Source organism: Pseudomonas sp. R11F, from assembly GCF_050312575.1.
In the GTDB taxonomy this organism is placed as follows: domain Bacteria; phylum Pseudomonadota; class Gammaproteobacteria; order Pseudomonadales; family Pseudomonadaceae; genus Aquipseudomonas; species Aquipseudomonas palleroniana.
On sequence record NZ_JBNPJU010000055.1, the window covers coordinates 19,934 to 35,257 of the forward strand.

Below are 15,324 nucleotides of genomic sequence, written 5' to 3' on the forward strand. Positions count from 1 at the left end.
GGAGAAATAGCGGATTCAAGCCTAAACTCAAACGTGACAAGGCATTGCAATACAGCCGACACCGCAAACAGCCGTACAGTGTGTTGGCGTACTGGGTTGTGTACAATGTGCGTTGTTTTTAGGTGATACTTGCCAGCGACCCGTTGTTGCCGTATTACCCTGAAGCTGCCGTATCACCGTTAATTCGCCGCCGTTCTCCAAACCCGAGTGCCCATGAACGAACAGTTGCAACCTCTCAAGAAACAACCGCGTGCCGGCAAGGCCGGTCGCAGCGGAACCCAGGACGATATCGTCTACGCGCATATCTTCGAGGCGATCCTCGAACAGCGCCTGGCGCCCGGAACCAAATTGAGTGAAGAAGCACTGGGCGAGATCTTCGGCGTGAGCCGCACCATCATTCGTCGTGCACTTTCGCGCCTGGCCCATGAAGGCGTGGTGCTGTTGCGGCCCAATCGCGGTGCGGTGGTGGCCAGCCCGAGTGTGGAAGAGGCACGCCAGGTATTCCTGGCCCGGCGTCTGGTGGAACGTGCGATCACCGAGTTGGCGGTGCAGCACGCCACTGCCGATCAGTTGGCCGAGTTGCGTCAGATGGTCAATGACGAGCGCGACAGTTTCTCCCGTGGCGACCGTGGCGCGGGCATCCGCCTCTCCGGTGAATTCCATCTGAAGCTGGCCGAAGCGGCGAAGAATGCGCCGCTGATCAGCTTCCAGCGCAGCCTGGTGTCCCAGACCTCATTGATCATCGCCCAGTACGAAAGCGGCAACCGCTCGCACTGTTCCTATGATGAGCACACCCAGCTGATCGACGCGATCGAAGCGCGCGACGCGACGCTGGCGGTGAACCTGATGATGCACCACATGGATCACATCGACAGCAAGCTCAACCTCGATGAAGAGAGCGCATCGGATGACCTGCATGCGGTGTTCTCGCATTTGCTGCAGACCAAGAAGCCGGGGCGCTCGTCCATAAAGTTGTAAACCCAATCAATTGTGGAAGGGGCAAGCCCCTCCCACAATGCTGTGGGGTGTTGGTTGAGTCAGCGTTGGTGCACCAATTGGCCGGCTGCATACGTCTGCAACACCGTGCGGTCATCCCCCAGCGTCATCAACACAAACAACGTCTCGGCAATGTTATTGGCCTGCTTCAGGCGATAGCTCAGCAGTGGCGTGGCGTTGTAGTCCAGTACCAGGAAGTCCGCATCGGTGCCAGGTTGCAAGGTGCCGATCTTGTCTTCCAGGCGCAGTGCGCGCGCGCCGCCCAGGGTCGCCAGGTACAGCGATTTGAACGGGCTCAACCGCGCCCCCTGCAGCTGCATGACCTTGTAGGCTTCGTTCAAGGTTTGCAGGAGTGAGAAGCTGGTGCCGCCGCCGACGTCCGTGCCCAGGCCCACATTCAATTTGTGTTTCTCGGCCATCGGCAGGTTGAACAAGCCGCTGCCGAGGAAGAAGTTCGACGTCGGGCAGAACGCCACCGCCGAGCCGGTCTCGGCCAACCGTGCGCACTCTTCATCGCACAGATGCACGCCATGGGCGAACACCGAACGCTCACCCAGCAGCTTGTAGTGGTCGTACACGTCCAGGTAGCCGTTGCGCTCCGGGAACAGCGCTTTCACCCATTCGACTTCCTGCTTGTTCTCACTGATGTGAGTCTGCATGTACAGGTCCGGGTATTCGCCGAGCAGTTGGCCGGCCAGCGCCAATTGCTCCGGTGTGCTGGTCGGCGCGAAGCGCGGCGTGACGGCATAGTGCAGGCGGCCTTTACCATGCCAGCGTTCGATCAACGCCTTGCTTTCCTGGTAGCCGGATTCGGCGGTGTCGGTGAGGTAGTCCGGCGCATTGCGGTCCATCATCACTTTGCCGGCGATCATGCGCAGGTCAAGCCTTTCGGCTGCTTCAAAGAACGCATTCACTGACTGCGGGTGCACGCTGCCGAACACCAATGCGGTGGTGGTGCCGTTGCGCAGCAGTTCCTTGATGAAAATGTCGGCGACTTCCTCGGCGTGCGCCTTGTCGGCGAACTGGCTTTCGCACGGGAAAGTGTAGGTGTTGAGCCAGTCCAGCAACTGCTCGCCATAGGCGCCGACCATGCCGGTTTGCGGCAGGTGGATATGGGTGTCGATCAGGCCGGGAGTGATTAGCGCATCCTGGTAATGGGTGATGTCGATATCGGCGGGCAGGGTCGGCAGCAGGTCCCCGGCATGGCCGAGCGCGCTGATCTTGCCGTTTTCGATCACCAGCAGGCCGTCTTCGAAATACTCATAGGAGGCTTCGATCCCGACTTCAGCGGGGTCGGCGATGCTGTGCAGGAGGGCGGCACGGTAGGCTTTGCGAGTCAAAGGCATGGTCATCTCAATGCTTGGCAAAAGGAGTCGAAGCTTGGCTGCGACGGGACGCCGGCAGCAGCTTGGCAATGGGTTCGGCGCTCGCGGTGTGCTGGCCGAAATGGGCGTTATAGGTGGCGATGATTTCACCGGCGATGGAGATGGCGATCTCTGCCGGCAGCTTGCCCTTGACCTCGGTGAGGCCCATGGGGCAGCGCATGCGTTGCAGTTGTGCGGTGTCGAAGCCGCGATCACGCAGGCGGTGTTCGAACTTGACGCGTTTGGTCTTCGAACCGATCAGGCCGAAATACGCAAAATCATTGCGCTTGAGCAGGGCGGCGGTCAGTTCCAGGTCCAGCGCATGGTTATGGGTCATGACGATGCAGTAACTACCCACCGGCAGGTCGGCAATTTCGTCCACCGGCTCTTCGCTGACGATTTTACGCACGCCCTGGGGGATGTGCTGCGGAAACTCCTGATCACGCGAATCGATCCAGCGCACCCGGCACGGCAGGCTCGCCAGCAACGGCACCAGTGCACGGCCGACATGGCCGGCGCCGAACACCGCGATCTGCGCCTGCACCTGGCCCATGGGTTCGAACAGCAGCACCGTCACGCCGCCGCAGCACTGGCCCAGGCTCGCGCCCAGGCTGAAGCGTTCCAGATGAGTGTTCTGCTGACCCCGCACGAGCATGTCGCGGGCGATCTGCATGGCCTTGTATTCCAGGTGCCCGCCGCCGATGGTGTCGAAGCTCTGCGCGGCGCTGATCACCATCTTGGAACCGGCATTGCGCGGGGTGGAGCCGAGCTCTTCGATGATGGTCACCAGCACGCAGGGTTCACCCTGGTTCTGCAGGTCGGCGAGGGCGCTGATCCAGTTGTTCATAGTCACCTCCAGTCAGATCGTTCCCACGCTTTGCGTGGGAATGCATACCGTGACGCTCGGCGTCACAAGAGCGGACGCCAAGCGTCCAGGGCGGCATTCCCACGCAGAGCGTGGGAACGATCAGGCCAGTTCAGTCTCCAGCGTCTTCACAGCGCTCAACTGGCGCATCTGCTCACACCCCCACAACACCCGCTCCGGTGTCGCCGGCGCATCGATCTTCGGCTGATGGCGATAATCACCCAGGCTCGCCACGGCATCCTTGATCGCACACCACGAGGCAATCCCGAGCATAAATGGCGGCTCACCCACGGCCTTGGAGTGGAACACCGTGTCCTCCGGGTTCTTGCGGTTTTCCACCAGCTTCACCCGCAGGTCCAGGGGCATGTCGGCCACCGCCGGGATCTTGTAGCTCGCCGGGCCGTTGGTCATCAATTTGCCATTGTTGTTCCACACCAGCTCCTCCATGGTCAGCCAGCCCATGCCCTGGATAAAGCCGCCTTCCACCTGGCCGATGTCGATAGCCGGGTTCAACGAGGCCCCCACGTCGTGGAGGATGTCGGTGCGCAGCATCTTGTATTCGCCGGTCAGGGTGTCGACGATTACCTCACAGCAGGCCGCGCCGAATGCGAAGTAGTAGAACGGCCGGCCGCGCGCCTGGCTGCGGTCGTAGAAGATTTTCGGGGTCTTGTAGAACCCGGTGCTCGACAGCGACACCTGGGCGAAGTACGCCTGCTGGATCAGCGCCTCGAAGGTCAGGATCTGATCGCGCACCCGCACATGGCCGTTGTGGAAGACCACATCCGCTTCGCTCACGTCGTATTTGCGCGCCGCAAATTCAACCAGGCGTTGCTTGATGGTTTCGGCCGCGTTCTGCGCGGCCTTGCCGTTCAGGTCGGCACCGCTGGAAGCCGCCGTCGGTGAGGTATTGGGCACCTTGTCGGTGTTGGTGGCGGTGATCTGCACACGGCCGATATCCACTTGGAACACTTCGGCCACCACTTGCGCGACCTTGGTGTTCAAGCCCTGGCCCATCTCGGTGCCGCCATGGTTCAAGTGGATGCTGCCGTCGGTGTAGATGTGGATCAACGCACCGGCCTGGTTGAGAAAGCTGGCGGTGAACGAAATGCCGAATTTCACCGGCGTCAGCGCCAAGCCTTTTTTCAGGATCGGGCTGTGGGCGTTGTACAGCCGGATCGCTTCGCGGCGTTCGGCGTATTGGCTGCTGGCCTCAAGTTCGGCGGTCATTTCTTCGAGCATGTTGTGCTCGACCGTCTGGTAGTAATGGGTGACGTTGCGCTCGGTCTTGCCGTAGTAGTTGGCCTTGCGCACGGCCAGCGGGTCCAGCGCCAGGTGGCGGGCGATGGCGTCCATCACTTCCTCGATGGCGACCATGCCTTGCGGGCCGCCGAAGCCGCGATAGGCGGTGTTGGAGGCAGTGTTGGTCTTGCAGCGGTGGCCGTTGACCATGGCATCGCCCAGGTAATAGGCGTTGTCGGCGTGGAACATGGCGCGATCGACAATCGAGTTGGACAGGTCCGGCGAACAGCCGCAGTTCCCCGCCAGTTCCAGGTTGATGCCCTGCAAGCGGCCACTGTCATCAAAGCCCACGTCGTATTCGATGTAGAAGGGGTGACGCTTGCCGGTCATCAGCATGTCTTCCACACGCTGCAGGCGCATCTTGGTCGGCTGGCCGGTCAGGCGCGCGACCACCGCGCACAGGCACGCCGGGCTGGCGGCCTGGGTTTCCTTGCCACCGAAACCACCGCCCATGCGGCGCATGTCGACGACGATTTTGTTCATCGACACGTCCAACACCTCCGCCACCAGCTTTTGCACTTCGGTGGGGTTTTGCGTGGAACAGTAGACGATCATGCCGCCGTCTTCGGTGGGCATGACCGATGAGATCTGGGTTTCGAGGTAGAAATGTTCCTGACCGCCGATATGCAACGTGCCCTGCAGGCGGTTTTTCGCAGTGGCCAGCGCGCCTGCCGAATCACCCCGTTGGTGGGTGTGGCTGTCGAGCACGAAATGCTGTTTGCGAAACGCTTCGACCACGTCCAGCACCGGCTCCAGGTCTTCGTATTCGATGACTGCCGCCATCGCCGCCTTGCGGGCGGTCTCCAGATCGCGGGCGGCGACGGCCAGGACCACCTGGCCGACGAACTGCACCGTATCGATCGCCAGCAGCGGGTCGCCGGGCATCAGCGGGCCGATGTCTTTGAGGCCCGGTACGTCTTCATGAGTAATGACGATGCGCACACCGTCAAAGGCGTAGCAAGGGGCGGTGTCGATGCTCAGAATCCTGGCGTGGGCACGGTCGGACATGCGCGCGTACAGGTGCAACTGGTTGGGGAATTCCAGGCGGTCATCGATGTACTGCGCTTCGCCGCTGACGTGTTTGGCGGCGCTGTCGTGCTTGACGCTGCGGCCAACCCCGGAGGTGAGGTCCTGGGCAAACAGCTCGGCGAGTTCGGCCTGGGTTTTAACGACGGCGTGATGGTTAGACATAAGCGGTCACCCGAGTCTCGATGTGCGGCGTTTGCAGTTCGATGAAGTATTTGCGCAGCAGGTTCTGGGCGCTGAGCAGGCGGTATTCCTTGCTGGCGCGGAAGTCCGAGAGCGGGGTGAAATCCTCGGCCAGGGCGGCACAGGCTTTTTCCACGGTGGCGGCATTCCAGGTGGCGCCGACCAACACCGCTTCGCAGCTTTTCGCCCGCTTGGGCGTGGCGGCCATGCCGCCGAACGCGACGCGGGCCTGGCTGATCACACCGTTGTCGAGCTTGAGATTGAAGGCGGCGCAGACGGCGGAAATATCATCGTCCAGGCGCTTGGACACCTTGTAGGCACGAAACAGCGTGTGGCCCTTGGGCACGATGATTTTCTCGATGAATTCGCTGTCCTGGCGGGCAGTGACGCGATAGTCGATGAAGTAATCTTCCAGGGCCAGGGTGCGGCGGGTTTCACCCTTGCACAACACGATCTGCGCGCCCAGTGCGATCAGCAGCGGGGGTGAATCGCCGATTGGCGAGGCATTGCCGATATTGCCGCCCAGGGTGCCCTGGTTGCGGATCTGCAAGGACGCGAAGCGGTGCAGCAGCTCACCGAAGTCCGGGTACTCATGGTGCAGCGCGCTATAACAATCGGACAACGCGGTGGCCGCGCCGATTTCCAGGCGGTCGTCGAACGACTCGATACGCTTCATCTCTTCAATGTTGCCGACATAAATCATCACCGGCAGGGTGCGGTGGAACTGGGTGACTTCCAGCGCCAGGTCGGTGCCGCCGGCCAGCAGGCGGGCTTGCGGATACGCGTCGTAGAGGTCGGCCAGGTCAGCCACGGTCAGCGGCACCAGGCAGCGTTTGTCGCCGCTGTTGAGTTCAGCGGTTTGCGTTGGCGCGATGGCTTTGAGGCGGGCGATGGTCTCGGCTTGGCGGCTGTCGAACTGATCCGCGGGTTTGTTGCAGCACGCCTGCTCGGCGGCCGCCAGGATCGGGCGGTAGCCGGTGCACCGGCACAGGTTGCCGGCCAGGGCTTCATGGGCTTTCTGGCTGTCGGGCGCATCGCTGTTCTTTTGCAGCGCGAACAACGACATCACAAAACCTGGGGTGCAAAAGCCGCATTGCGAGCCATGGCACTCGACCATGGCCTGTTGCACGCTGTGCAGTTGGCCTTGGTGCTTGAGGTCTTCTACGCTGATCAGTTGCTTGCCGTGCAGTGACGAAACAAACGTCAGGCATGAGTTGAGGCTGCGATAACGGATCTGCTCGGCACCTTGAGCATCGGTATGCAGTTCGCCGACCACGACTGTGCAGGCACCGCAGTCGCCACTGGCGCAGCCTTCCTTGGTACCGGATTTGCCCAGATGCTCACGCAAATAGTTGAGCACGGTCAGGTTGGGGTCCAGGGCGTGCTCGCTACGGAGTTCCTGGTTGAGTAAAAACTGGATCACGGAAGGCCTCGCAGACTCATTATTGTTGTTAACCGCTTTGCGCCGAATCTAGTCATGTCTGACTTTTCGGTCAATGATTTTCTGACCAGAAGGTCAAGAAACTTCGGTCACAACACTTTCAATTATGGTCCAATCTTCTGGGACCGTTGTTTTTCGGGGCTTGTGGGCTTTGAGGCTTGCGTGTTTCATGCCAAATTCGCCTTGGTGGACATAGCGCCATCAATGGGCCAATGCGCTACACTGCCGCGCTTGTATTGACAGAAGATTCTGAAGGGAAAACATGACGTTCAAGGCGCCGGACAGTCTCGCCGAGCAAATTGCTCACCACCTCGCCGAACGTATCATTCGCGGCGATCTCAAGCCTGGGGAGCGAATCCAGGAACAGAAAGTCACGCTGGCGCTCAATGTCAGCCGTGGTTCCGTGCGCGAAGCCTTGCTGATCCTCGAACGCCGTCATCTCATCGCGATCCTGCCGCGCCGTGGCGCACACGTCACCGAACTCACCGCGCACAAGGTGCAGAGCCTGTGCACGCTGATGGGCGAAATGTACATCCTGCTCGGCAATGCGGTTGCCGAAGGCTGGCAGACCCAGGCCGACATGGCGCCATTCCTGCAAATCCAGCAACGCCTGGAGGGCAGTTATGCGCGGGGGGACATCCGCGCCTTCGTCGAAGAAAGCTTCAATGTGATGCGTGCCGCGTACCCGTTTGCGAACAACCCGTACCTGCAGGAAACCGTCGAAAACCTGCAACCGGCGATGAATCGTGCGTATTACCTGGCCCTGGATCAGCGCAAGGCGTCCATGAGTGAATACCTGGCGCTGTTCGAGCAATTGCTCGCCGCAGTGCTGGCGCGTGATCTGGTACAGATTCGCCTGGTGTTGTCGGCCTACTGCCAGCGCAGCAGCTCGCTGGTGATCGCTGCGTTGGCGGACGCCTAAGCGTGCGGCTCAAGTGCATCAAGTTGGCGGGGTTCAAATCCTTCGTCGACCCGACCACGGTGAACTTCCCCAGTAATATGGCGGCGGTGGTCGGGCCCAATGGTTGCGGCAAGTCGAACATCATCGACGCCGTCCGTTGGGTGATGGGCGAGAGCTCCGCGAAGAACTTGCGCGGCGAGTCGATGACCGACGTTATCTTCAATGGCTCCACCAGCCGCAAGCCGGTGAGCCAGGCCAGTATCGAGCTGGTGTTCGACAACTCCGACGGCACCCTGATCGGCGAGTATGCGGCCTACGCGGAAATCTCCATCCGCCGCAAAGTGACTCGCGACAGCCAGAACAGTTACTTCCTCAACGGCACCAAATGCCGGCGCCGCGACATTACCGATATCTTCCTCGGCACGGGCCTGGGCCCGCGCAGCTACTCGATCATCGAACAGGGCATGATCTCCAAGCTGATCGAAGCCAAGCCTGAAGACTTGCGTAACTTTATCGAGGAAGCGGCCGGCATCTCCAAGTACAAGGAGCGCCGCCGCGAGACCGAAAACCGTATCCGCCGCACCCATGAAAACCTCGCCCGCCTGACCGACCTGCGCGAAGAGCTGGAGCGCCAGTTGGAGCGCCTGCACCGCCAGGCCCAGGCCGCCGAGAAGTATCAGGAATACAAGGGCGAGGAGCGCCAGCTCAAGGCGCAACTCTCGGCCCTGCGTTGGCAGGCGTTGAATGACCAGGTCGGCCAGCGCGAAGCGATCATCGGCACCCAGGAGATCAGCTTCGAAGCCCTGGTGGCCGAACAGCGTAACGCCGACGCCAGCATCGAACGCCTGCGTGACGGGCACCATGACCTGTCCGAGCGCTTCAATCTGGTGCAAGGCCGGTTTTATTCGGTGGGCGGTGATATCGCCCGCGTCGAGCAGAGCATCCAGCATGGCCAGCAGCGTCTGCGCCAATTGCAGGACGACCTGAAGGAAGCCGAACGGGCGCGCCTGGAGACCGAGTCGCACCTGGGGCATGACCGTACCTTGCTGCTGACCCTTGGCGAAGAGCTGGACATGCTCACCCCCGAGCAGGAAATCACCAGCGCCGCCGCCGAAGAAGCTGCCGCGGCCCTGGAAGAGTCCGAAACCACCATGCATGGCTGGCAGGAACAGTGGGATGCGTTCAATCTGAAGTCCGCCGAGCCGCGCCGCCAGGCCGAGGTCCAGCAGTCACGCATCCAGCAATTGGAAGCCAGTATGGAGCGCCTGGCCGAGCGCCAGCGCCGGATGCAGGAAGAGCGCGCCTTGCTCGCCGCCGACCCGGAAGACGCGGCGATCATGGAGCTCAGCGAGCAACTGGCTGAAAGCGAAATGACCCTGGAAGAGCTGGAGGCCAGCGAAGAACAACAGGTGGAGCGCCTGGAGCAACTGCGCCAGCAACTGCAACAGGCGACCCAGGCCCAGCAGCAGGCACAGGGCGATCTACAGCGGCTCAACGGTCGCCTGGCGTCCCTTGAAGCCCTGCAGCAAGCCGCGCTGGATCCGGGCACCGGTACTGCCGAGTGGCTGCGCGAGCAACATCTGGCCGAGCGCCCGCGCCTGGCTGAAGGCTTGAAGGTTGAAGCGGGTTGGGAGCTGGCGGTGGAAACCGTGCTCGGCGCCGACCTGCAAGCCGTACTGGTCGATGATTTCGGCGGCTTCGACCTGGCCGGTTTCGCCCAGGGCGATCTGCGTTTGCTCAGCCCGGCAGCCGATGGCGTGCGTGTGCCGGGCAGTTTGCTGGACAAGGTTGAGGCGGCGATTGATCTGGCGCCCTGGCTGGGCCAGGTCAAACCTGTGGAATCCCTGGAGCACGCCCTTGCCTTGCGTGGTCAGTTGGCGGCCGGCGAAAGCCTGATCAGTCGCGACGGTTACTGGGTCGGTCGTCACTTCCTGCGCGTGCGCCGCGCCAGTGAAGCGCAGAGCGGCGTTCTGGCCCGTGGCCAGGAGATCGTCAACCTGATCGCCGAGCGTGAAGAGCGCGAAGCCACCCTGGAAAGCCTTGAAACCGAATTGCAAACCCTGCGCGCCACCCAGCGCCAACAGGAGACCGGCCGCGAACATTTACGCCGCCTGTTGCAGGATGAAGCGCGCCAGCAAGGCGAGTTGAAAGCCCAGCTCTCGGCGAGCAAAGCCAAGGCGGAACAGCTGACCCTGCGCCGCACCCGCCTTGACGAAGAAGTGGCCGAGATCGGCGAGCAGCGTGCCCTGGAGCACGAGCAGATCGGCGAAGCGCGCCTGCAATTGCAGGAGGCGCTCGACAGCATGGCACTCGACACCGAGCAGCGCGAACTGCTGCTGGCCCAGCGCGACAGCCTGCGCGAACGCCTCGACCGCGTGCGCCAGGAAGCGCGGCAGCACAAAGACCACGCGCATCAATTGGCGGTTCGCCTCGGCTCCTTGCGCACCCAGCACGATGCCACGCGCCAGGCCCTTGAGCGCCTGGAGATGCAGTCCGAACGGCTCACCGAAAAACGCGAGCAACTGAGCCTCAACCTGGAGGAGGGCGAAGCCCCGCTGGAAGAGTTGCGGCTCAAGCTCGAAGAGTTGCTCGACAAGCGCATGAGCGTCGACGAAGAACTCAAGACCGCCCAGATCGCCCTGGAGGACGCCGACCGCGAGCTGCGCGATGCGGAAAAACGTCGGACCCAGGCCGAGCAGCAATCCCAGCTGATCCGCAGCCAGCTCGAACAGCAGCGCATGGAATGGCAAGCCCTGACCGTGCGCCGCAAGGCCCTGCAAGATCAACTATTGGAAGATGGCTACGACCTGCACGGCGTGCTCAACACCCTGGACGCCCAGGCCAACGAAAAAGACGCGGAAGAAGAACTTGAGCGCATTGCCGCACGTATTCAAAGGCTCGGCGCGATCAACCTCGCGGCCATCGATGAGTATCAGCAGCAGTCCGAGCGTAAACGTTATCTGGATGCCCAGGATGCCGATCTGGTTGAGGCCCTGGACACGCTGGAAAACGTGATCCGCAAGATCGACAAGGAAACCCGCAACCGCTTCAAAGATACCTTTGATCAGATTAATGGCGGTTTACAGGCCTTATTCCCGAAAGTTTTCGGTGGTGGCAGCGCTTACTTGGAACTGACGGGCGAAGATCTACTCGATACAGGGGTGACGATCATGGCGCGGCCTCCGGGCAAGAAGAACAGCACCATCCATTTGTTGTCCGGTGGCGAAAAGGCCCTGACGGCATTGGCCCTGGTGTTTGCCATCTTCAAGTTGAATCCGGCGCCGTTCTGCATGCTCGATGAGGTTGATGCCCCGCTGGATGACGCTAACGTGGGGCGTTACGCCCGACTGGTTAAAGAGATGTCGCAGACGGTGCAGTTCATCTATATCACCCACAACAAGATCGCCATGGAAATGGCGGATCAATTGATGGGGGTGACGATGCACGAGCCCGGGTGTTCTCGTTTGGTGGCGGTGGATGTGGAAGAAGCGATGGCGATGGTGGAATCTTAAACCTCGTCATGAGGGATAATTCTTAGCGCTGCGTAGGATGATTTACCGGTCTGGCGAAAGTGGCAAATGGACATATTTGTTCAAGGCATTTTGACAGACGGTGTAAAGTTATCTTTGGTCGTGCTAGTTTAATGTCAATTTTTCGTATGCGTGGGCAAAACGTCAGTCAGAACATAGAGTTGGCGCCACGTTTTAAAGCGGTTTGCACGTTGCTAAGCCCCTTATTTTTCAGCATTTTTTATTAGAGGCACGGGATTACATGGAAATCGGTCTGCGCGAGTGGCTGATCGTCATCGGCATTATTGTCATTGCCGGTATTCTTTTTGATGGCTGGCGCCGCATGCGCGGTGGCAAGGGCAAGCTCAAGTTCCGTCTGGACCGCAATCTGTCCAATTTGCCTGACGACGACGGCAACGCCGAGCTGCTGGGGCCGCCCCGTGTGCTGGATACCCATAAAGAGCCGCAGCTGGACGAGCACGACCTGCCGTCGATGAGTGCGCCGGTGCGTGAAGCCCGCGAGCCATCTTCCAAGCGCGGCAAGCGCAACGCCGCCGCGGTCGCCGAGCCGCATCAGGGCGACCTGAACCTCGATGTCGACGATGGCCCGAGCTTCAGCAGCCGTGACGGCGATTTCCCGGATGAGACTGCGACCAAAAGCAGTGCTCCACGCCAGTCGGTCAACGATCAGCCGGCCGCTGAGGAAGTCTTGGTGATCAGCGTGATCTGCCGTGACGCTGCTGGCTTCAAAGGCCCGGCGCTGTTGCAGAACATCCTGGAAAGCGGCCTGCGTTTTGGCGAGATGGATATTTTCCACCGTCACGAAAGCATGGCCGGTAATGGCGAAGTGCTGTTTTCCATGGCCAATGCGGTCAAGCCAGGCACCTTTGATCTGGACGATATCGACCTGTTCAGCACTCCGGCGGTGAGTTTCTTCCTCGGTTTGCCAGGCCCGCGTCATCCGAAACAAGCGTTCGACGTGATGGTGGCTGCGGCGCGCAAGCTGTCCCAGGAACTCAACGGCGAGCTCAAGGATGACCAGCGCAGCGTCCTGACGGCCCAGACCATCGAGCACTACCGTCAGCGCATTGTCGAGTTCGAGCGTCGCGCCCTGACACAGAAGCGCTGAGGTCCGATCTTAAGCGTTGCCTGTAGAATCCGTGCACTAACATATTGAGCAGCTTCGGCTGCTCTTTTGCTTTATGAGAGAACACCCATGACCGCCGCCCATACCCGTATCCTCGAATTGCGCGCTGAACTGGATCAGCACAACTACCGCTACCACGTCCTCGACGAGCCGAGTATTCCGGACGCCGAGTACGACCGCTTGTTCCATGAGCTCAAGGCCCTGGAGGCCGAGCATCCGGAACTGGTGACGCGTGATTCACCGACGCAGCGGGTCGGCAGTGCGGCGTTGTCGGCGTTCACCCAGGTCAGGCATGAGATCCCGATGCTCAGCCTGGGCAACGCGTTCGATGAATCCACCATGCTTGAATTCGATCGCCGGGTCACCGAGGGCCTCGATCTGCCGGTGGGCGATCTGTTTGGGGGCGGCGCGGCGGTGGAGTACAGCTGTGAACCGAAACTGGATGGCCTGGCGGTCAGCCTGCTTTATCAAGACGGCGAATTGGTGCGCGGCGCAACCCGTGGCGATGGCACCACTGGTGAAGATATCAGCGTCAACGTGCGCACCGTGCGCAATATCCCGCTGAAGCTGCACGGCAGCGGCTGGCCGGCGACCCTGGAAGTGCGCGGCGAAGTGTTCATGTCCAAGGCCGGTTTCGAGCGTCTCAACGTATCGCAACTGGAAGTGGGCGGCAAGACCTTCGCCAACCCGCGCAACGCCGCCGCCGGCAGCCTGCGCCAGCTGGACTCGAAGATCACCGCCAGCCGTCCGCTGGAGTTCTGCTGCTACGGCGTGACCACCGATATCAGCGACACCCATATCGGCAACCTGCAGCAGTTGCAGAAGTGGGGCATGCCGATCAGCCGCGAGTTGAAGCTAGCCAAGGGCATTCAGGATTGCCTGGATTACTACCGCGATATTGGCGAGCGGCGTAACAGCCTGCCCTATGAAATCGACGGTGTGGTGTTCAAGGTCAACAGCATTGCCTCCCAGCGTGAACTGGGCTTCCGTGCCCGCGAACCGCGCTGGGCCATCGCTCATAAATTCCCGGCCATGGAAGAGTTGACCGAGCTGCTCGACGTGGAATTCCAGGTCGGTCGCACCGGTGCGGTGACACCGGTGGCGCGCCTGAAACCGGTGAAGGTGGCCGGTGTGACCGTGTCCAATGCGACCTTGCACAATATGGATGAGGTGGCGCGGTTGGGCCTGATGATCGGCGATACGGTGATTATCCGTCGTGCCGGGGATGTGATCCCGCAGGTGGTTTCGGTGGTACTTGAGCGTCGCCCGGAAAACGCCCGCGCCGTTCAGGTGCCCGAGAGCTGCCCGGTGTGTGGCTCCCATGTGGAACGCACGCAACTGGTCAAGCGCAGCAAAGGCAAGGAGACCGTCAGCGAAGGCGCGGTGTACCGCTGCGTCGGCCGCCTGGCCTGTGGGGCGCAGCTCAAGCAGGCGATCATTCATTTTGTTTCGCGGCGTGCCATGGATATCGATGGCCTGGGCGACAAGACCATCGAGCAACTGGTGGATGAAAAACTCATCGGCTCGCCCGCCGACCTCTACAAACTCAAGTACGAGCAGATCATCGACCTGGAAGGCTTTGCCGACATCTCCAGCAAGAAGCTGATCACGGCCATTGAAAACAGCAAGACGCCGACCTTGGCGCGCTTCATCTACGCCCTGGGCATTCCCGACGTGGGCGAGGAGACCGCCAAGGTACTGGCGCGCTCCCTGGCGTCCCTGGAGCGGGTGCAGAAAGCCTTGCCGGAGGTGTTGACGTACCTGCCGGATGTCGGCCTGGAGGTGGCGCATGAAATCCATAGTTTCTTTGAAGACAGCCACAACCAGGACGTGATCGGCGCGCTGCTGTCACCGCAGGAGTGCGGCCTGCAATTGCAGGATCAGGGCGAGCTGAGCGCTGAATTCGCGGCCAGCACGACCTTGGGCGGTCTGCTCGACAAGCTTCACGTGCCGAGCGTCGGCCCGGGGGCGGCGCAGAAACTGGCGGACAAATTCGGCACCCTTGAGGGCGTGATCAAGGCCGACTGGCTGGATATGCGCCAGGCACTGCCCGAGAAGCAAGCCAAGGCGGTGCGCGATTTCTTCGATAACGCAGGCAACGCCACGCATGCCCTGGCCATTGAGCAGCAGCTCAAGGACTTCGGCATGCACTGGCAGAGCGAGAAGAAGGTCATCGAAGGCTTGCCGGAAGCCGGCCATACCTGGGTGCTGACGGGCTCCCTGGAGCTGATGAGCCGCGATGTGGCCAAGGACAAGCTCGAAAGCCTTGGCGCCAAGGTTTCAGGGTCCGTTTCGGCGAAAACCCACTGCGTGGTCGCGGGGCCAGGCGCCGGTTCGAAATTGGCCAAAGCCAGTGAATTGGGCTTGAAAGTGCTGGATGAGGCAGCCTTCGTTGCCTTCCTGGCCAAGCACAACATCCCAGCCTGAAAACGTGGCTTGTAGTGAGCGGGCTTGCCCCGCGCCGGGTGGCGCAGCCGCCCACACCCAGGCACCTCGGTCTATCTAAAACACCGCAACGTCCCTATCGGGGCCAGCTTTGTAGTGAGCGGGCTTGCCCCGCGCTGGGCGGCGCAGCCGCCCTAAACCCAGGCAC

The 15,324-nt window shown here is 61.2% G+C and carries 9 protein-coding genes; 5 read left to right on the plus strand and 4 right to left on the minus strand.

Annotated elements, in window-relative coordinates; genetic code table 11:
* The first annotated feature begins 213 nt into the window (after positions 1 to 213).
* The gene (locus ACQRBV_RS15365; protein WP_060756181.1) at positions 214 to 978 is read left to right on the plus strand and encodes a GntR family transcriptional regulator; all 765 of its coding nucleotides are present in this window, start codon (positions 214 to 216) and stop codon (positions 976 to 978) included.
* A 59-nt stretch (positions 979 to 1,037) separates the two neighbouring features.
* Here ACQRBV_RS15365 and guaD read toward each other — a convergent pair whose 3' ends face one another.
* From guaD to xdhA, 4 genes are all read right to left on the minus strand, one after another.
* Positions 1,038 to 2,342 carry a guanine deaminase gene (gene guaD, locus ACQRBV_RS15370; protein ID WP_411985195.1) on the minus strand — a complete coding sequence of 435 codons (1,305 nt, stop codon included), beginning with the start codon at positions 2,340 to 2,342 and terminating at the stop codon, positions 1,038 to 1,040.
* 7 nt (positions 2,343 to 2,349) lie between these two features.
* A complete protein-coding gene (xdhC, locus tag ACQRBV_RS15375) occupies positions 2,350 to 3,207 on the minus strand; it encodes a xanthine dehydrogenase accessory protein XdhC (protein WP_104994496.1) in 858 nt (285 codons plus the stop codon).
* A gap of 120 nt (positions 3,208 to 3,327) precedes the next feature.
* Positions 3,328 to 5,715, minus strand: a complete 2,388-nt coding sequence (gene xdhB / locus ACQRBV_RS15380; RefSeq protein ID WP_411985194.1) for a xanthine dehydrogenase molybdopterin binding subunit — start codon at positions 5,713 to 5,715, stop codon at positions 3,328 to 3,330.
* Positions 5,708 to 7,156: a xanthine dehydrogenase small subunit gene (xdhA, locus tag ACQRBV_RS15385; RefSeq protein ID WP_198762733.1), complete on the minus strand. Its 1,449-nt coding sequence runs from the start codon at positions 7,154 to 7,156 to the stop codon at positions 5,708 to 5,710. The genes xdhB and xdhA overlap by 8 nt, the downstream gene beginning before the upstream one ends.
* 280 nt (positions 7,157 to 7,436) lie before the next feature.
* On the opposite strand from xdhA, the gene ACQRBV_RS15390 reads away from it, so the two are divergent.
* The 4 genes from ACQRBV_RS15390 (at position 7,437) to ligA (ending at position 15,158) form a co-directional block, all read left to right on the plus strand.
* Positions 7,437 to 8,096 carry a GntR family transcriptional regulator gene (locus ACQRBV_RS15390; protein WP_060756177.1) on the plus strand — a complete coding sequence of 220 codons (660 nt, stop codon included), beginning with the start codon at positions 7,437 to 7,439 and terminating at the stop codon, positions 8,094 to 8,096.
* 2 nt (positions 8,097 to 8,098) lie between these two features.
* Positions 8,099 to 11,587 (plus strand): chromosome segregation protein SMC, encoded by a 3,489-nt coding sequence (smc, locus tag ACQRBV_RS15395; RefSeq protein ID WP_411985193.1) that lies wholly within the window; start codon positions 8,099 to 8,101, stop codon positions 11,585 to 11,587.
* Between the two features lie 259 nt (positions 11,588 to 11,846).
* Positions 11,847 to 12,713, plus strand: a complete 867-nt coding sequence (gene zipA / locus ACQRBV_RS15400) for a cell division protein ZipA (protein WP_090369351.1) — start codon at positions 11,847 to 11,849, stop codon at positions 12,711 to 12,713.
* An 87-nt stretch (positions 12,714 to 12,800) separates the two neighbouring features.
* Positions 12,801 to 15,158, plus strand: coding sequence for an NAD-dependent DNA ligase LigA (gene ligA, locus ACQRBV_RS15405; protein ID WP_411985192.1), 2,358 nt, complete (start codon positions 12,801 to 12,803; stop codon positions 15,156 to 15,158).
* Positions 15,159 to 15,324: the final 166 nt, after the last annotated feature.